The organism is Corynebacterium flavescens, from assembly GCF_008693105.1.
In the GTDB taxonomy this organism is placed as follows: Bacteria; Actinomycetota; Actinomycetes; order Mycobacteriales; family Mycobacteriaceae; genus Corynebacterium; species Corynebacterium flavescens.
The window spans coordinates 213,126-231,244 of the sequence record NZ_VXKK01000018.1 but is presented as its reverse complement, the minus strand read 5'-3'; the positions used below and the strand labels follow the sequence as shown (position 1 = coordinate 231,244).

The window sequence follows — 18,119 nt, the reverse complement described above, 5'->3', positions numbered from 1 at the left end:
CCGGAAGACCAGCCCTCTACGACAACGCTATCCCAAACGAATACAACCACAACCTAGGAATCCGCAAAGGCTGGCCCGGCACCTAACCCCGACACGCCCGCAGACACACTTTTTGCTCCTTAGCCCAGCGGAGACTTTTGGGTGGTCTCTTTCCTGGGGAGTGATTTCGCGAAGCCTATGGCTTAGTTAGAGCAACTACTGCTGCGCAGGACCTGCTTTGGGCTCTGCTGCGTCTTCAGTCTGAGTCCCAGACTCATACACAGTCTTTGCTTCAGTCTTGGCCGCGTTCTTGGATTCAGGCTTTGACTCGGTCCCGTCATCGGTCGGGTACTCACCATTCGCCTTCTTGCGGGCGATGCTGCGCTTGGCCACAGGCCACAGAACTACGAGAGCGCCGGTGGCGATAAGGCTCGTCCATACCTGGGTACGGCCACTATCAGTGGTGAGCATCACGATGAAGATGGCGGCGATAGACAGTATCAGCACGATGTTAATCCAGGGGAAAAGCCACATCTTCAACTTGAGGCCGGCAACCTCCTCCGGAGTCATCTTCATGCGCAGGCGCATCTGAGTCAGCGCGATAAAAACGTAGACGAAGAGGGCAACAAGGCCGGCCGAGTTCATGATGAACTCGAAAACGCCGGACTCTGGGGCAGCGAAGTTCACGATGGTCGCCGCGATGCCGCCGATGGTGGAAGCGAAAAGCGCGACGATGGGAACGTTGCGTTTATTGCGAACGGTAACCGCCTTTGGGGCATATCCGCGATCACCCAAGGCAGCGAGCATGCGCGAGGCCGAGTACAAGCCCGAGTTGAGCACAGAGATAACCGCGGTAAAGATCACCAACTGCATGATCATAGCAGCGCCGGGCAGGCCCAACAGCGAGAACACATAGGTGAAAGGCGCAGTGGCTACGCTCGTGGGATCGGGCAGCTCATTCCAGGGCACAACCGCGACGATGACGGTGACGGCACCGACGAAGAAGAGCAGGATGCGCCAGATGATGGTGTTCGTAGCTTGGTTGATACCCTTGGCCGGATCCTCGGATTCCGCGGCCGCCATGACGGCGATCTCAGTGCCGAAATAAGAGAAGATGACGATGGCAACACCGGTCAGTGCCACGGTGACGCCATTGGGTGCGAATCCACCGTGGTCCCACAGATTCGACACGGATATCTCGGCATTGGGCCACAGTCCGAATGCGAAGAGGGTACCGGCAACGAGGAATACCACGATGGCGATGACCTTGATACTGGCCAGCCAGAACTCAATCTCTCCAAAAGTACGCACGGAGATAGCATTCGTGGAGATGAAGATGAGAAGCAGGATCATCGACCACGCCCAAGAGGGGAGGAAGGAGAACCAATGCGTCAAGGTTTCCCCGCCTAACACCGCCTCATAGGCGAGAACGCCCACCCAGAAGTACCAGTAGAGCCAGCCCACCAAGTAAGCGGCCCAGTCACCTAGACCGACGCGGGCGTATTCCATGAAGGAGCCGATGGAAGGCCGCGCTGCGGCCATCTCCCCCAGCATGCGCATGGCGAAGAAAACCAGCAGGCCGCCCAAGAGGTAGGACAAGATGGCAGCGGGGCCGATATTGCGGATGATGTTTCCGGAGCCAACGAAGAGGCTGGCGCCGATGATGCCACCCAAGGTGATCATCGTGACGTGGCGCGACGCTAGCTTTTTGACCTCGTTGCCGGGATTACCGTTATCGTCGACCCGTGCCGACGGTTGTGTTTGGGACATTGCTTTCTCCTCAGGTGAGCGAGATATATCGGGTATCTAGGTATTCTTCAATGCCTTCGGTTCCGCCCTCGCGCCCGAAGCCGGACTGCTTGATGCCGCCGAAGGGGGCGGCGGGATCGGAAATGGCGCCACGATTGATGCCGACCATGCCGGCGTTGAGCTTTTCTGCCATCAGCTGGGCTGACTCCAGCGAGCGGGAGAAGCCATAGGCAGCCAACCCGAACTCGGTGTCATTGGCCGCGGCGATGCCTTCCTCAAGATCGCTGAAGGTGCTCACGGTGGCCACTGGGCCAAAGATCTCCTCGTGCAGGATGCGCGCGTCAGAAGGGACATCGACAAGCACGGTGGCGGGATAGAAGTAACCTTGCCCCTCCGGGCGCTTGCCGCCAGTGGTGGCACGCGCGCCTGCGGCGAGCGCGTCTTCGACAAGCGCGGCGATGCGATCGCGTTGCTTGGCCGTGATGACGGGCCCCATGGTGGAGGATTCATTTAGGCCATGTCCCACCACGGAGGCAGACATGGCTGCGGTCAGGCGCTCGCTGAACTCTTGGGCGATGGACTCGTCGACCAAGAAGCGGTTGGCGGCGATACAAGCTTGTCCACCGTTGCGCATCTTCGCCTGCATGGCGCAGGTGAGGACGAGATCAAGATCCGCGTCAGCCGCGATGACAAAGGGAGCGTTTCCGCCCAGCTCCATCGAGGTGTGCAAGAGGTTATCGGCGGCTTGGCGCACCAACTGGCGTCCCACCGGGGTGGACCCGGTAAAGCTCACCTTGCGCAGGCGGGAATCCGCCATGAGCTCGGAGGACAATGCCGAGGCCGCGGTGGTAGGAACAATGGAGACGAGGCCCTGCGGGACGCCGTGACGGGCGAATACTTCCGCGAAGACCTGGCCCAAAAGGAGCATGGTCAGCGGTGTCTCGTGCGCGGGCTTGATAATGATTGGGCACCCAGCCGCCAAGGCCGGGGCGATCTTGCGCGTTGCCATGGCCAGCGGGAAGTTCCAGGGGGTAATGGCGAGCACTGGGCCCACGGGAGCGCGCGATACCAGGATGTGCCCGTTGCCGCCCGGCGCGGTGGCCAGGCGTCCCGGAATTCGCACTGCTTCCTCAGCAAACCACCGGAAGTATTCGTTGCCGTAGGCCACCTCGCCACGGGCTTCCGCATAGGGCTTGCCCATCTCCAGCGTCATGACGCGAGCGAAATCATCGGCCCGCGCGGCCACGGTGGTGAAGATGTCGGTGAGTACTTCGGAGCGCTGGCGCGGGGCAAACTCGGCCCACTCTTCCTGCGCTGCGACCGCCGCGTCGAGGGCCTTCATCCACTCCGTGGAGGTGGCATCCGCCACGTGGGCGAGGACCTGTTCGGTGGCGGGGTCGAGCACCTCAAAGGTGCGTCCGCCGGTGGCCCCGACGTTCTCGCCTTCGAGCCAGATGCCGGTCGGCAGGGAGCTCAGCAGGCCCTTCACCTGCGTATAGTCAAATTCGCTCATGTGGCAGGTTCCTTACTTATACTCGTTGAAAAGCTTGACAAGTACCTGCAGCGCCTCGCGCCACAGGTGCTCCGGGATAGCCAGGGAAGGCAGGAAGCGGATGACGTTGTGGTCAAGGCCACAGGTCAGCAGCAGCACGCCCTCAGCCTTGGCGGCAGCGGAGATCTGGTGAACCAGCTCGGAGTCCGGCTCTCCCTCGGCGGTGATGAACTCGAGTGCCAACATGGCACCGCGTCCGCGGAACTCGGCCACGCGCTTGTCCTCGACCAGCTCGGAGAGCTCTTCGCGGGCGATCTTCTCCAGGTTCTGGGCGCGGGCTGCGAAGTCCTTGTCCTCGAATTCCTTGAAGGTGGCGAGCGCAGCGGCACACGCCACGGGGTTTCCGCCGTAGGTGCCGCCTAGGCCACCGGCCTGCGGGGCGTCCATGATCTCTGCGCGGCCGGTAACGGCGGACAGCGGCATGCCGGAGGCAATGCCCTTGGCGGTGGTGACCAGGTCAGGGACGATACCCTCGTGGTCGGAGGCGTACCAGCTACCGGTACGCATCATGCCGGCCTGAATCTCATCGGCGATGAATACGACATCGTTGTCGTTGCACCACTTGACCACTGCGGGCAGGAAGCCCTCGGCGGGGACGACGAAACCGCCCTCACCCTGAATAGGCTCGACGATGACGCAGGCCAGGTTGTGGGCACCGATTTCCTGCTCAAGCATCGTGATGGTCTGCTTGGCAGCCTCGGCGCCGGTCAGTCCGTCGCGCAAGGGGTAGGACATGGGAGCGCGGTAGATGTCCGGGGCGAAGGGGCCGAAGCCGGACTTGTAGGGGGCCTGCTTGGCGGTCATCGCCATGGTCAGGTTGGTGCGGCCGTGGAAGGCACGGTCCATGACGGCGACGCCGGACTTGCCGGTGTAGTTGCGAGCAATCTTGACTGCGTTCTCCACAGCCTCAGCACCGGAGTTCAGCAAGACGGTGCGCTTTTCGTGGTCGCCTGGGGTGACCTCGTTGAGCTTTTCAGCAACCTCGACGTAGCCGGCGTAGGGAGAGACCGAGAAGGAGGTGTGTGTGAAGTGAGCGACGGCTTCCTGGACGGCCTTGACCACTGCCGGGTTGGAGGCGCCAGCCGAGGTAACGGCGATGCCGGAGGCCAGGTCGATGTACTGGTTGCCATCAGCATCTGCGAGGATTCCGCCGTCTGCATCGACAACGTAGCCGGGCAGCGAAGGAGTCATTCCGGCGGGCAGGGCTGCCTTGCGGCGCTCGTCGAGGACGGCGCTGACTGGGCCCGGCACCTGCTGGTTGAGCTTTCGGACCTGCTCGAGGCGGTATTCAAGTTCCTGCATGATTTTCCCTTCCTTAAGGAGTACGTGGATTTCTATAGAGAGATCCATTTTTATAGAATGACCATATTGTGAGACCTGACACCCCCTATAAACTATGTCCGCTCTGGCGAAATTATTTCCCAAAACTGGCCCTTGCGTATAAACTTGCACGTCAGCGCGGAGAAAAGGAGTCTTAGTATATGGGATCAATCGGCTTGAAATGGCTCTACAATCAGCGCCGTCTGGATTTGCGGCCCATAGTGGAAGGCCCCACCACCTTCACCACTATCCAAGCCACCGAGCTTGAAGATCCCACTGAGTTCACCGCCCCCGGTGCCATCATCCTCACCGTGGGACTCGCCTTCAACGGCGCCGCCGCAGGCTTCCCCGCCTATGCCGCCCGGCTCAAGGCCGCCGGGATCCAAGGCATTGGCTTCGGCACAGGGCTGGGCTTTCGCACCATTCCGCAGCAGCTCATCGCCGCCGCTCAGCAGGAGGGTCTGGCGCTTTTCGAAGTTCCCCGGGCCATAGCCTTCAACTCCATCATCAACACCGTCTCCTCTGAGCTTGTGCGCAGTGAGAACAACCAGCAGTTTGCCCTGCACCGCCGGCAAGAGGCCCTCAACAAGGCGGCGGCCTTCGGCATCGATCACCTCGTGGCCCAGGCCTCCCAAGAACTCGATGCCGCGATCGCCCTCTCCGCCTCCGATGGCACAACGATATCTAGCCACCCGCGCCACTCACTCGACGCGTTGCCCGATGCCATCTCCGTTGCCACCGATCCTGAAGCCTCCACCTCGGGCGCCCAGAGCCGCACCCTCAAGGACGGCACCACTGTGGCCACCATCACCAACGCCTTCCGCATCCAGGAACACCAGCGCTTCGGCTTAGCCGCCTCCGCCCCGCTGAAATTCGATTCCTATGCCCGCGCGCTGGTACGCCACCTCGTGGGTCTTGCCGGCCTCCTCCTGCGGGAGTCCGATTCCAGCCGGCAGCACACTCTTGGCGGCCTGGCCTTAGCCGCGCAGCTAAGCTCCCCTGCCCTCGCACCGAGCCTGCGCGCCCAGCTCGCGCAGGCTTTCGGGACCATCGCGCGCGAAGAAGACGTGGTCTATTGCCTCATCAGTGCTGAGTCCCCCTCCGCTTTGGACAAGGCGCTGCACTCCTTGGCCGGGCACGCTGCCGCGACCGGAACCAGCTACTTCAGCCTCCCCCTCGACCCAGAGCGCTCCCCCACCGCTTCCCCCGCGCCCTCCCCCGAAGTTCCTGGCACCCCTAGTGCTGCCAGCCAGGTCCTGCTGGCATTCTCGCCCGATACCCGTATAGCCACGATGCCCCAGCTTTTTGGGCGTGCCTCTTCCTCCCTGCGCGGTGCCCACACAGCCGCAGTGCACTGGAGCGAACTCTCGAGCGACCTGCTCTCGGCACTTCGCATCCAGGCCCAGACTGAGCCTCTGGGCACCGCCGCGCAACTCGACGATCTTGGACCTGTCTGGCTCAACAACTCCGCGGTCCGCTCCGCCCTCGATGCGCGCTACGCAACGCTTCTGGGTGAGCTCGATGCATACGACGCCGCCCACGCCACGGAGTTACTCCCCACGCTGCGCGCCTTCTTGCTTGCCGACGCCCACCTCGCCCACACCTCCGCCGAGCTCGGCGTCCACCGCCACACCGTGCGCTCACGCATTGAGAAGATCCAGCAGCTGTGCGCCATCGACTTGAGCGATCCCATCACGCGCGCCGAAGTGCTGCTTCTGTGCATCAGCCCGCGTGCCGGACGCTAGAAAGACTAGCTAAGACTACCTGCAAGGACCTCGCGCTAGACCTCAAGAAACGCCTTAGCTCCGGGGCGAGAAATACGGCCCATCCACCGCGACGAGGCTCGTGCCATTCCATTTATAGGTTCCACTCCCGTTCAGGCTTGGGCAGCACATCGCATCAGTGTCTTGATAGCCATACCAGGTCATAGACATATTCGGCCCGTCTACTCCTTCCACGTTGTAACCACCCCGATAGATTTTCATGTCCTCGACTGCCGGCATTTTCACTTTGACATTGGCATCTTCGTCGAAGATGTACCAAGCTAATTCAGTACCTGATCCACCTCCACCGGATGCAATTGCAGCGATGATATCGATGCCCGGCTCGTTATCAATCTCCCCTTGCCAGGCCGCGATCTCGCTCGGCGAAGATGCAAAACCGCCGCTAGCAGTTGCCAGACCCACTGCGCCATTATCTGGCATTCTCAACTGTCCATTAACCAGTGTGAAAGAATGGCCCGGATAAAAAACTACATCCCCAATCGTGGCACTCATTAGCTTTTCCCTTATATATAAAGGAACCTGCGAATCCACGGGCTGCGGATTGCTTCCGCGCGTGCTTTGCGTGCTGGGCGCAGCGGTCTCGGTGACGGTGACCGTAGATCGCGGCGCTTGTGCTTCTTGGGTGAGGGGCGTGGGAGATTCAGCGGGTTGCGGGGAATCTTGGTCCGCTGCACAACCGGCAAGGCCGAGGGCGAGGGCGACAATACTTCCGGTGGTAATCGCGCGGAGAGATAAGGGGAGAGAGAAAGAGAGAGGCATCATTCAAGATTAGCTGGGCAAATCTCTTCTGGCGCGGAATATACGCCTCTTTCACACCCGGAGGTACTACACTTTCCCCATGTCTGAGCCCACTGCCGAGCCCATGTCTGAGGCCACTACTAAGCAACTAGCCCGCCTGCGAGATGCCGTGCCGACGACATGGCTGCGCACGCCGAAGCCCGCGTCCGAGATGAGTCTCGATTCCGGCCTTATCACCGCAGCTGAGGCGCGGCTGCAGCGGTTTGCCCCGTGGCTCGCGCGCCACTTCCCTGATACCGCCGCCGGTATTATCGAGTCGCCGGTGCAACGTGCGGCGCAGGTGCAAGGCTTTCTCGATTCCCGCTTCGGACACAAGCTCCAGGGGCAGTTGTGGCTCAAACGCGATGACAGCCTCGCGGTCAGCGGTTCCATCAAGGCTCGCGGTGGCATCCACGAGGTGCTCATGGTGGCAGAGCGCCTGGCAGATGAGCTCGATCCACACAAATCCGCCCCGCAGGATCCAGAGCAATTCGCAGACCTCCTCGATAGCGCGCCCTTCCGTCTCGCCGCAGCGCGCAGGCCTATTCTTGTCGGCTCGACGGGCAATCTTGGGCTGTCCATCGGGACGGTGGGCCCGGCCCTGGGCTTTCCCACTCAGGTTCACGTGTCCGTGGATGCCAAGGTGTGGAAGAAGGAGCTGCTACGGGCCAAGGGCGCGCAGGTCATCGAGCACAGCGGGCTCTTTAGTGAGGCCATAGCGCAGGCGCGGACCGCGGCCAAGGAGATTCCCGGTGCCTACTTCGTCGATGATGAATACTCTTTCGGGCTCCTCGCCGGCTATGCAGTGGCCGCGCTGAGGCTTGAAAAGCAGCTGCATGAGAGCGGGGTCGAGGTAAGCCACGAGAATCCTTTGCATGTCTACCTGCCCTGCGGTGTGGGCGGCGGCCCCGGTGGGGTCACTTTCGGCCTCAAGCACGTCTTCGGCGACAATGTCCACTGCCACTTCGTCGAGCCCACCACCAGCCCGTGCATGTTCCTCGGCGTGCTCAGCGGCAAGGGCCACACCGTGAGCTGCCAGGATTATGGTCTTTCCGGGCACACGCTTGCCGACGGCCTCGCTGTCCAACGTCCCTCCCAACTCATCGTGGACTACGTCGCCCCCCATGTCTCGGGATTCCACACCGTGGAGGACACGGTGATGTTAGCCGGCGTCGATTGGCTGCATGCCCGCGAGGAAGTCGATGTCGAAGTCTCAGCGACGGCTGGGCTGAGCATTCCGTGGCGCGAAGACCTTATTGGTGCCCAGGGAACCCACCTGGTGTGGCTGACCGGAGGAAGCCTAGTCCCTGCTCACGAGCGTGAGGAGCTGCTGCGACAGGCCCAACACTTTTAGTTCACCTGCGTTTCATTTAGGGTTACTAACTTGAGCGCCGACCGTTAACCTCTAGACCTTAAGTTTGTCCGAGTGGTTATCAAGAACTCGGCACAGGGTGCCGCAGAATCTGCGGCTGACACCGCGACGCTGCGGAAGAAAGCCCAGTCCAGGAAGCATCAAGAATGGTGGCTCGCGGGACTGCTCCTCGCCCCCAATCTGATCCTCCTGGCTATTTTTACCTATCGGCCTCTGATCGATAATATTCGTCTCTCATTCTTCAACTGGAATATCTCCAGCCCGCAGTCCACTTTCGTGGGCTTGCAGAACTACATTGAGTGGTTTACCCGTGATGACACCAAGACAATTGTCTCCAACACCGTCATCTTTACCTTCTTCGCCGTCATCGGCTCTTTGGTGCTCGGACTGGCCCTGGCTTTGCTGTTGAACCAGAAGCTCAAAGGGCGCAACTTCACCCGCTCCGTTGTCTTTGCCCCCTTCGCCATCTCCGGCGCGGCAATCGGCATTGCTTTTCAGTTCATCTTCGATCCCAACTTTGGTCTCATCCAGGACATGCTCCGCTGGGTGGGCCTGGATAGTCCCAACTTCTATGCGGTTCCCGGCTGGGCATTGTTCATGGTGACTTTCACCTTCGTGTGGAAGAACTTGGGCTATACCTTCGTCATCTACCTCGCCGCGCTCCAAGGGCTATCGAAGGACTTGGATGAGGCAGCAGCCATCGACGGCGCCTCGACGTGGACCCGCTTCCGCCGGGTGACCTTGCCGCAGCTGCGGCCAACCACCTTTTTCCTCTCCATCACCGTCACCCTCAACTCGGTCCAGGTCTTCGACATCATCAACGTCATGACCAGGGGCGGCCCCCAGGGCAACGGCACAACCACGCTGGTCTTCCAGATCTATCAGGAGACCTTCGTCAACTTCCGGGCCGGATACGGTGCCACGGCCGCCACCATCATGTTCCTCATCTTGCTCGTCATCACTTTGATTCAGGTGCGCGTCATGGATAAGCGGGAAAAATAATGAATGTATCTGCGAAAAAACTCTTCGGGTATCTCGGCATCGTCCTTGTGCTCCTCTTCATCGGTCTCCCCCTCTTTTGGATTCTGATGACATCCTTCAAAGCCAAGGGCGATATTTATACCGACCCCGTTTCTTGGCTTCCGCCCACGTGGAAGACCGCTAACTACCTCGATGCTACGACGCGAGTTCCTTTCTGGACCTACCTGCGCAACTCCGTCATCATCACCGCAGTCCTGGCCGTAGTCAAGATTATCCTCGGAGTGGTGTCTGCCTATGCTCTCGCTATTCTGCGCTTCCCCGGCCGCAATATCGTCTTCCTCGTGGTCATCTCCGCGTTGATGGTTCCCTCAGAGATCACGGTTATCTCCAACTACGCTCTGGTTAACTCTCTCAACTGGCGCAATACCTTCGTCGGCATCATCGTCCCCCTGGCCGGTGTAGCCTTTGGCACCTTCCTCATGCGCAACCACTTTCTCTCTTTGCCCTTCGAGCTGGTGGAGGCGGCGCGCATGGACGGCGCTGGGCCAATCCGCCTGTTGACCAAGGTGCTTCTACCCGTGTCGTGGCCCACCCTCTCGGCTTTTGCCGTCATCACCATCGTCAACGAGTGGAATCAGTACCTGTGGCCCTTCCTCATGTCCGATACGCCCGATGTCGCGCCTTTGCAGGTGGGCCTCACCATGCTCCAAAACAATGACGGTGTCACCAACTGGGGTCCCGTCATGGCGGCAACGGTGCTGACCATCATCCCAATTCTCATCATCTTTCTAGCCCTGCAGAAATACATGATCAAGGGCCTGACCACCGGTGCCGTCAAGGGCTAGGTGCTTTGCGCACTCAGCCTCAACCACGCTCGCCGTTTCTCATCAATTACAAGGAGTACCTCATGGATCGTCGTTCTTTCCTGGCTATCGCCTCCCTCGCCTCGGCCTCGGTCACGCTGACCGCCTGCGCCGGCACCTCCAGTACCAGCACCCAAAACTCCAACGGCTCTGCCTCCGGCGGAGACGTCACCGAGCTGACCTGGTGGTCCAACCACCCGGGTTCCTCCAAGGACATCGAAACTGAACTCATCTCTCGCTTCGAGAAGGAAAACCCCGACATCAAAGTCAAGCTGGTTGATGCCGGAAAGAACTACGAGGAGGCGGCCCAGAAGTTCAACGCCGCGCTCACCGGCACGGACTTGCCCGATATCGTAGTTCTTTCCGATGTCTGGTGGTACAACTTCGCCATCAACGGCCAGATCGCCAACATCGATGATCTGGCCAAAGAAGCAGACGTCGATCTCTCCACCTACGTGCAGCCGCTCTATGAGGACTACGCCTACGACGGCGGGCACTTTGCCCTGCCTTTCGCTCGTTCAACGCCCCTGTTCTACTACAACAAAGAAGCGTGGAAGAAGGCCGGCTTGCCGGATCGCGGCCCTGAATCCTGGGACGAGATGGATCAGTGGTCCTCCAAGCTTGGCGAGGCCAACCCTGACATGAAGGCCTTCGGCTGGGGAGACGCCGTTGACTACCTGGGCTGGATCTTCCAGGGCCCATTGTGGTCCAAGGGTGGCGCCTACTCCGATGAGTGGGACCTCAAGTTCACCGATTCCAAGACCATCGAGGCCGTCGAATGGCTCAAGAAGGTCACCGATGAGAAGGAGGGCTACTCCTACGTGGGCAATGACATGGCCATGGAGTTCTCCACCGGCCGCGCTGCCGCCACCGTCCTCTCCACCGGCGATCTCAGCGGCGTCAACGAGAACGCCAAGTTTGAGCTGGGAACCGCCTTCCTGCCCAACCCCACCGGCGATGGCGCCTGCCCCACCGGCGGGGCGGGTCTGGCCATTCCTGCCAGCATCGACAAGAAGCGCCAGCTGGCTGCCGTCAAGCTCATTGACTTCCTCACCAACGATGAAAACACCGCCTACTGGTCCCAGAACGTGGGCTACATGCCTGTGCGTTCGACCGCCGTAGAGCTCGAAGAGCAGAAGAAGTTCATGGAAGAGAACCCGAACTTCGCCACCGCCATCCAGCAGCTGCCGGAGACCCGCCCGCAGGATTACGCCCGCGTCTTCCTGCCCGGTGCCGACCAAGAAATCGGCGGTGCCTTTGAGAAGATTGTCACCAACCGCGATGACGTGACTAAGACCCTGACCGATCTGCAAAAGACGCTCCAGGCCATCTACGACAACCAGGTCAAGCCAATAGCCAAGAGCTAACTGGCACTATTTTCTGCACTGCACTGAGAGGAAAACCATGGCAACCGTAACTTTCGCCGGCGTATCGCGCATCTATAGCAAGGATGCCGAAAAGCCCGCCGTCGATTCGCTGGATCTCGATATCGCTGACGGCGAGTTTCTCGTCCTCGTTGGCCCTTCCGGCTGTGGAAAGTCCACGAGCTTACGCATGCTGGCCGGGCTCGAGCCCACTGACGTCGGCTCCATCAGCATTGACGGCCGCGACGTCATGGGAGTTAGCCCCTCCGATCGGGATGTCGCCATGGTTTTCCAGAACTACGCGCTCTACCCCAACATGACGGTGGCGCAGAACATGAGCTTCGCCCTGGAAAACCGCAAGGTGTCCAAGGACGTCATCCGCACGCGCGTGCAAGAGGCCGCGAAGATCCTGCAGATGGAGGGCCTGCTCGGCCGCAAGCCGGCGAATCTCTCCGGTGGCCAGCGCCAGCGCGTCGCCATGGGCCGCGCCATCGTGCGCGAGCCCGCTGTCTTCTGCATGGATGAGCCCCTGTCCAACTTGGACGCGAAGCTGCGCGTATCCACCCGCGCGCAGATTTCTGATCTGCAGCGCCGGCTCGGCACCACCACGGTTTATGTCACCCACGACCAAACTGAGGCGATGACTATGGGAGATCGCGTCGCCGTCCTCAACGCAGGGGTTCTCCAGCAGGTCGCCTCCACCCGCGAAATCTACGATCGCCCCGCGAATACCTTCGTCGCCGGCTTCATTGGTTCCCCCTCCATGAATCTCTACGAGCTTTCCTCTCCGCACTTGGCCGGCTGGCAGATCGCGCAGGCTCCGCGGGGGAACATCACCGTCGGGATCCGTCCCGAGGACTGGCGCTTGAGCTCTGAGGGCGAGGGCGCCATCCCCTTCCTGGTGCGCCACTGCGAGGAGCTCGGCCACGAGTCTTATCTCTACGGCGACCTGCTCAATGCGGACGGCAGCGTGGTTGCCTCGACCACCCGCCTCGGCGGAAACACCGGCATCTTGGTGGGCTCGCGCAGCCAGTTTGAGGTTGGTTCAACTGTGCACGTGCTTCCCGATGTCGCACATATCCACATCTTCGACACCGCCAGCGGAAACCGCATCTAACAACTATCAGCCTATTAACAGCAATATGCAGCAAGGTCTAAGGCAGATACTATTGCCATTTCAGGCAGATGCCCCATACTTGCACTTGTGCGTTTGAGAGAGCGCATGAGAGAGATAGAGAGAGAACCCCTAGTCCGCAGGGCGGCTTCAAGCCGATAGCGTGACACCTTGTAGAGAGAGACAGACTGTGGCCCCTGAGGAGACTCGGGGGCCACAGTCGTTTTCTTCTCAGCCCACCCCCGTGCAGGAAGCATGACGGTCAAATTGCAACGCCGCCCTCTGAGATTGCCTACCGTGGAACCATGTTGACCTACCTCTCATCCACCCCAGCCCGCGCCCTCGCCCCAGCTCTAGCCGTTGCCTGCGCAGTCCTCCTTTCCGGCTGCGCGTCAGGGAACGAGTCGAGTCAATCTCAAGAAACGGTGACTTCAGTCGTCACGGAGTCTCCCTCCCAGGGAAGCGTTCCAGGAAAAGACACCGACAAAGAAACCACTAGTCAAGGGGAAGCACATCCAGATCCCTCCGCCGCCTGCCAGACTGCGGGGCTGTCCGTGACCGCAGGCGATACACAAGGAGCCGCCGGGAGCATTCTCCTCGATGTGGACTTCCGCAACACCTCAGACAATCCTTGCACCCTCGATGGATTCCCCGGCGTGAGCCTCGTTGGGAACAATGATGGCACGCAGCTGGGCGCTCCTGCGCGGCGCGAGGAGATCTCCAGCGAGCCTGTGACACTGCAGCCGGGCGAGTCTGCGCATTCGCCCGTGCGCATCACGCGGGCAGAAAACTACGACGTGCAGGCGTGCTCGCCGGTTCCCGCCGATGGCCTGCGCGTCTATCCGCCGAATCAGACCGACTCGGTTTTCCTCCCGCTGGACTCCGTAACCGGCTGCGAGAGCGAAGACGCAGAACTCATTTCGGTGCAGCCGGTAACCCGGTAGGCACTAGTAGCAGCACACTTTTTAGTGTGACCTAATTCGCAGTAGGTTTACCTAATTTAGGGTGCTGTTTTCGCTGGATAGACGCGTAGACTCGCGCTCATGACAGCACAACCCCGTATCCCCGCAGCGGAGCAATCCGCCGCGCGCGCCGGAGGACACTGGATCCTCGCCCGTCTAGGAAAGAAAGTCCTTCGCCCCGGCGGCCGCGAAACCACCGAATTCCTCCTCGACAACGTTCCTCTTCAGGGCTCCACTGTTATAGAGTTCGCGCCGGGTCTGGGCGTCACCGCCAAAGAGATCCTCTCGCGGCGCCCCAGCCGCTATATCGGCGTCGACGAGGATGCGGATGCCTGCGCCAATGTCCGCGCTAATATAGCTGCAGTTGCCGCAGGCCCTTCGGGTTCCCACGAGGTTATTAATGCCGCGGCTACTGCAAGCGGTCTTCCGGATGCTACCGCTCACGTCATCGTCGGCGAGGCCATGTTGACCATGACCACGGATAAGCACAAGAAGGAAATCATGGCGGAGGCCGCGCGTCTCCTGCGCCCTGGTGGTCTCTACGCCATCCATGAGCTGTGCCTGAACCCAGATACGATCTCCGCGGAGCACGCCACCGCCATTCAGCGGGAGCTGGCTACCTCCATCAAGGTCAATGCCCGCCCCCTCACCGTGCCTGAATGGGCCGACATCGCGCGCAGCTGCGGATTCGAGGTCATCGACTGCTACCGCGCCGACATGGCTTTGCTTTCCCCGGGCCGCAACATCCGCGACGAGGGTATAAAGGGCACCGCAAGGATTTTTTTCAACGTGCTCCGGCAGCCAGACCTACGCGCCCGTGTGCTGACCATGCGCGCCACCTTCAACCGTCACAAGGACAACCTCGGTGCGGTGGGCCTCATTCTTAGGAAACAGAGTTAATGACCTTAAATACCAACACCCCAGAAACCTTCGGGCCAGCCGTCGAGGATTACCACGAAGGCTTTCACTTCCTCGACCTTCTCGCCCAAGCTCCTGAAGTTGAGCCCGATAAGAAGCGGCCCGCGGTCAAGCGGGTCCTGCGTGCCGACGGCGCCAACCTCATCGTCTTCAGCTTCGCACCGGGCCAGGACCTGCCCGATCACCGCGCAGCGCATCCCATCACCGTGTCCTCCCTACGTGGGGAGTTTGAGTTCTCCTGCGCAGGAAAAACCGTGACTTTAAGTCCAGGCTCTGCAGTCCAACTGCGTGATCATCTCGTTCACCGCGTGGACTATCCCGCCACCGCAGAGGGCACGGGAGTCTTGTTGTTGACCATGATTACCGGCGAGAGAATCACAGACGCAGGCTCTAAATAGCCTTTCTAGTCCCGCGCTTTCTGGCCGGCCTGCGGCTGACCTTTGAGCACGTCGCGGACGATTTCGGCGATGTGCTTGGCCGCGGTGCCTGTACCCTGCTCGATCTGGGTGCGGCAGGAAAAGCCATCGGCGATGACGAGCTTGCCTTCCTCGGTGGCCTCGCGCACACGCGGGAAGAGCTCGCGCTCGCCGAGGGCCATGGAGACTTCCGCGTGGCCCTTTTCGAATCCCCAGTTGCCGGCCAGGCCACAACAGCCGGTGGCGATGTGTTCCTCGTCGACGCCGAGGGCATCGAGAAGCTGGGCGGACTGGGAAGGATCCCCCAAGGACTTCTCGTGGCAGTGAACCTGGGTCAAGGCTGAGACATCACCAGGCACGATCTTTCCTGCGTCGACCTGTTCCTTGATGCGGGGGACGATGAACTCCGAGAAAGGAACTGTGGCCTGAGCCAGGCGCGCGAGATCGGGATTGGGGCTCAACTCGGTGGCCTCGGAATTCAGCATGACAGTGCAGGAGGGCTCGACGCCGATGATTGGCAGGCCACGATCGAGATAAGGCCGCATCACCTTGGCGGTGTGCTCGAGGACGCGGCGCGTCATGTCCAGCTGTCCCGTGGAATGCCAGGTCAGGCCGCAGCACACGAACTCCTGCGGGATTTCCACGCGATAACCCAGCGCCTCAAGGACCTCGATGGCCGCAGTGGCCGGGGAGGTGCCCAGCGAGGAATTGAAGGAATCCGGCCAGAGCACAACGGTGTCGCGCTCGGATTGGTGCGCGGTGTTGCGCTTAGTGCCGGCTTTCTTCACGTGGCGCTTATGCCACGTGCGCAGCGAGGTATGCGCGAAGTGGATAAGTGGCCTATTGGTATCGAGGCCGCCTATCCGCGCAATGAGCGTGCTCAGTCCAGGAGTAGACATCGCCTTATCGGCCAAGGTTGGCACCAACGGAATCTTGTGGGCAATGAAACCCAAAAGCGGCAGCCAGCCCATAACGTAGTGGGCACCAGGGCGCAGACGACCCTTGTAGTGCTTGTGCAAGAACTCAGATTTATAGGTAGCCATGTCCACGTTGACCGGGCATTCGGAGGCGCAGGCCTTGCAGGATAGGCACAGGTCGAGGGCCTCGGCGACCTCGGTGGAGCGAAAACCATCACGGATGGACTCGCCACGGAACATCTCGCTAAACAGGCGAGCGCGCCCGCGCGTGGAGTGAATCTCGTCGCCGGTGATCTGGAAGGAGGGGCACATCGAGCCCGTCTCCGAGCGGCAGGCAGAAACGCCGACGCAGCGGTTGATGGCGTTGACCATCGAGCCCTTGTCATGACTGAATGCATGCACCGGGGTGATCTCAAAGGTGCGTTGCCCCGGAGCCATGCGCAAGCCCTGGTCGGTGGCATCCGGCCAGACCAGGACGCCCGGGTTGAACAGGCGCTCCGGGTCGAAGATGAGCTTGAAATTTTCAAAAAGTGCCAGCATCTGCGGGGAGTACATGTGCCCGAGCAGGGCGGAGCGCGCGCGGCCATCGCCATGCTCACCGGAGAGCGAGCCGCCGTAGGAGGAGACGAGCGCGGCGGCATCCTCCATGAAGGCCTTGAACTGCGTGATTCCCTCTTTCGTGCCGAAGTTGAAGGAGATGCGCACGTGTACGCAGCCCTCGCCGAAGTGGCCGAAGGGAATCCCGCGCAGATGGTACTTATCCATCAGGGCGTAGAGATCGCGCAGGTAATCGGCGAGGTTCTCAGGCGGAACCGCGGAGTCCTCCCAGTTGGGCCAGGCCTCCCCGCCATCGGGCAGGCGGGTGACAATCCCGGCGGAAGCCTCGCGGATGCGCCAGAGCTCGCGCATCTCGCCCGGCTCGTGGACGACCACGGTATCGATGGTCTCGACCGCACCTGCCACATCATGGGCCAGTGCCAAGGCCTCGTCGAGGTCTTCCCCGCCAGTCTCGCAATAAAGCCAGCCGCCGGCGGGCAGCCCCTTGCGGTTGCCGGGCAGATTGGCCCCGGCCTTCTCCTGGCCCACCTTGGAACGCAACGCGGCCAAAAGGTCCCCGCCCATTCCCTCGATGGTGGCGACCCCAGGCAGGCGCAGCTGGGCCGCGGCAGCGGCGGCATCGAAGACGGTGTCAAAAGCCAGCACCGCCAGTGCCTTGACCTTGGGCACCGGCACGAGCTTGACGGTGAGCTTAGTGATAATCCCCGTCGTTCCCTCGGAGCCGGCCAGGGCCTTGGCCACGTCGAAGCCATGGCGATCAAGGAGGTAATGCAGCCCGTAGCCCGAGACCTGACGTGGGAAGCGCCCGAGCTCGGACTCGATGAGCTCGGCATTGTCCTCCACTAGGCTGCGCAGGGCGGCGTCGATGTCTGGATCGGAGGCGCCTCCTTTGGTGAAGGTGACCTCGCGGCCGTCGCCAAGCAGGAGCGTAACGTCGACCAAGTTTTCGGCGGCCGTGCCAAAGGCCACGGAGTGGGAGCCGCAGGCGTTATTGGCCACCATGCCCCCGATGGTGCAGCGCGAGTGGGTCGAGGGATCCGGCCCATAGGTAAGCCCGTGCGGGGCCGCGGCATCGCGCAAGGCATCACAAACCACGCCCGGCTCTACCGTGGCGGTGGCTCGCTCGGGGTCGATGTCGAGGATGCGGTTGAAGTAGCGGGAAGTGTCAATGATGAGCCCCTCCCCGATGGCGTTGCCCGCCACGGAGGAACCGCCACCGCGTCCGACGACATTCCATCCGCGGGCCTGGGCGATGGCGACGCCGTCACGCACGTCCTCGAGCGTGCGAGGCTCGAGAACGCCGGCGGGAACTCGGCGGAAGATGGAGGCATCGCTGGTATAAGCCGCGCGTGTGGCCATGTCGGTGCGCAAGCCTGTGCGCGCAATCTTGGCGTAGACGCTGGGCTCCAAGCGCTGAAACTTGATGGTATTAGTCATGGCGGATGCTCCACTTTCCTGCTCTCGCGTGGGGAAGCGTTGGGTGCAGACCCGAC

Annotated in this window: 14 protein-coding genes; 9 read left to right on the top strand and 5 right to left on the bottom strand. The window is 61.3% G+C overall.

Translation table 11 applies throughout. The features are described from left to right. Positions 1-195: 195 nt before the first annotated feature. Genes F4V60_RS03235 through gabT form a run of 3 tightly spaced genes read right to left on the bottom strand, consistent with a single transcriptional unit; the run spans position 196 to position 4,582 of the window. Positions 196-1,749 (bottom strand): amino acid permease, encoded by a 1,554-nt coding sequence (locus F4V60_RS03235; RefSeq protein WP_232315964.1) that lies wholly within the window; start codon positions 1,747-1,749, stop codon positions 196-198. Between the two features lie 10 nt (positions 1,750-1,759). Further along, positions 1,760-3,241 (bottom strand): NAD-dependent succinate-semialdehyde dehydrogenase, encoded by a 1,482-nt coding sequence (locus F4V60_RS03230; RefSeq protein ID WP_075729310.1) that lies wholly within the window; start codon positions 3,239-3,241, stop codon positions 1,760-1,762. Positions 3,242-3,253: 12 nt separating this feature from the next. Further along, the gene (gene gabT / locus F4V60_RS03225) at positions 3,254-4,582 is read right to left on the bottom strand and encodes a 4-aminobutyrate--2-oxoglutarate transaminase (RefSeq protein ID WP_075729309.1); all 1,329 of its coding nucleotides are present in this window, start codon (positions 4,580-4,582) and stop codon (positions 3,254-3,256) included. A gap of 179 nt (positions 4,583-4,761) precedes the next feature. On the opposite strand from gabT, the gene F4V60_RS03220 reads away from it, so the two are divergent. Then, positions 4,762-6,345, top strand: coding sequence for a helix-turn-helix domain-containing protein (locus tag F4V60_RS03220; RefSeq protein WP_075729308.1), 1,584 nt, complete (start codon positions 4,762-4,764; stop codon positions 6,343-6,345). Between the two features lie 54 nt (positions 6,346-6,399). Here the strand turns inward: F4V60_RS03220 and F4V60_RS03215 are convergent, their stop codons facing one another. Then, positions 6,400-6,876, bottom strand: coding sequence for a hypothetical protein (locus F4V60_RS03215; RefSeq protein WP_075729307.1), 477 nt, complete (start codon positions 6,874-6,876; stop codon positions 6,400-6,402). A gap of 346 nt (positions 6,877-7,222) precedes the next feature. On the opposite strand from F4V60_RS03215, the gene dsdA reads away from it, so the two are divergent. From dsdA to F4V60_RS03175, 8 genes are all read left to right on the top strand, one after another. Next, positions 7,223-8,515: a D-serine ammonia-lyase gene (gene dsdA / locus F4V60_RS03210; RefSeq protein ID WP_075729306.1), complete on the top strand. Its 1,293-nt coding sequence runs from the start codon at positions 7,223-7,225 to the stop codon at positions 8,513-8,515. 129 nt (positions 8,516-8,644) lie between these two features. After that, a complete protein-coding gene (locus tag F4V60_RS03205) occupies positions 8,645-9,535 on the top strand; it encodes a carbohydrate ABC transporter permease (RefSeq protein WP_075731014.1) in 891 nt (296 codons plus the stop codon). After that, positions 9,535-10,359, top strand: a complete 825-nt coding sequence (locus F4V60_RS03200; protein ID WP_075729305.1) for a carbohydrate ABC transporter permease — start codon at positions 9,535-9,537, stop codon at positions 10,357-10,359. The genes F4V60_RS03205 and F4V60_RS03200 overlap by 1 nt, the downstream gene beginning before the upstream one ends. Positions 10,360-10,421: 62 nt before the next feature. Continuing rightward, positions 10,422-11,744, top strand: a complete 1,323-nt coding sequence (locus F4V60_RS03195; protein WP_075729304.1) for an ABC transporter substrate-binding protein — start codon at positions 10,422-10,424, stop codon at positions 11,742-11,744. Positions 11,745-11,781: 37 nt separating this feature from the next. Continuing rightward, positions 11,782-12,858 (top strand): ABC transporter ATP-binding protein, encoded by a 1,077-nt coding sequence (locus tag F4V60_RS03190; RefSeq protein ID WP_075729303.1) that lies wholly within the window; start codon positions 11,782-11,784, stop codon positions 12,856-12,858. A 302-nt stretch (positions 12,859-13,160) separates the two neighbouring features. Further along, entirely contained in the window at positions 13,161-13,799 is a 639-nt protein-coding gene (locus tag F4V60_RS03185) for a DUF4232 domain-containing protein (RefSeq protein ID WP_075729302.1), read from the top strand. 99 nt (positions 13,800-13,898) lie between these two features. Then, entirely contained in the window at positions 13,899-14,717 is an 819-nt protein-coding gene (locus F4V60_RS03180; RefSeq protein ID WP_075729301.1) for a class I SAM-dependent methyltransferase, read from the top strand. Then, positions 14,717-15,133 carry a cupin domain-containing protein gene (locus F4V60_RS03175; RefSeq protein WP_075729300.1) on the top strand — a complete coding sequence of 139 codons (417 nt, stop codon included), beginning with the start codon at positions 14,717-14,719 and terminating at the stop codon, positions 15,131-15,133. The genes F4V60_RS03180 and F4V60_RS03175 overlap by 1 nt, the downstream gene beginning before the upstream one ends. 5 nt (positions 15,134-15,138) lie before the next feature. Here F4V60_RS03175 and F4V60_RS03170 read toward each other — a convergent pair whose 3' ends face one another. Further along, entirely contained in the window at positions 15,139-18,063 is a 2,925-nt protein-coding gene (locus F4V60_RS03170; protein ID WP_075729299.1) for an FAD-binding and (Fe-S)-binding domain-containing protein, read from the bottom strand. Between the last annotated feature and the right edge of the window lie 56 nt (positions 18,064-18,119).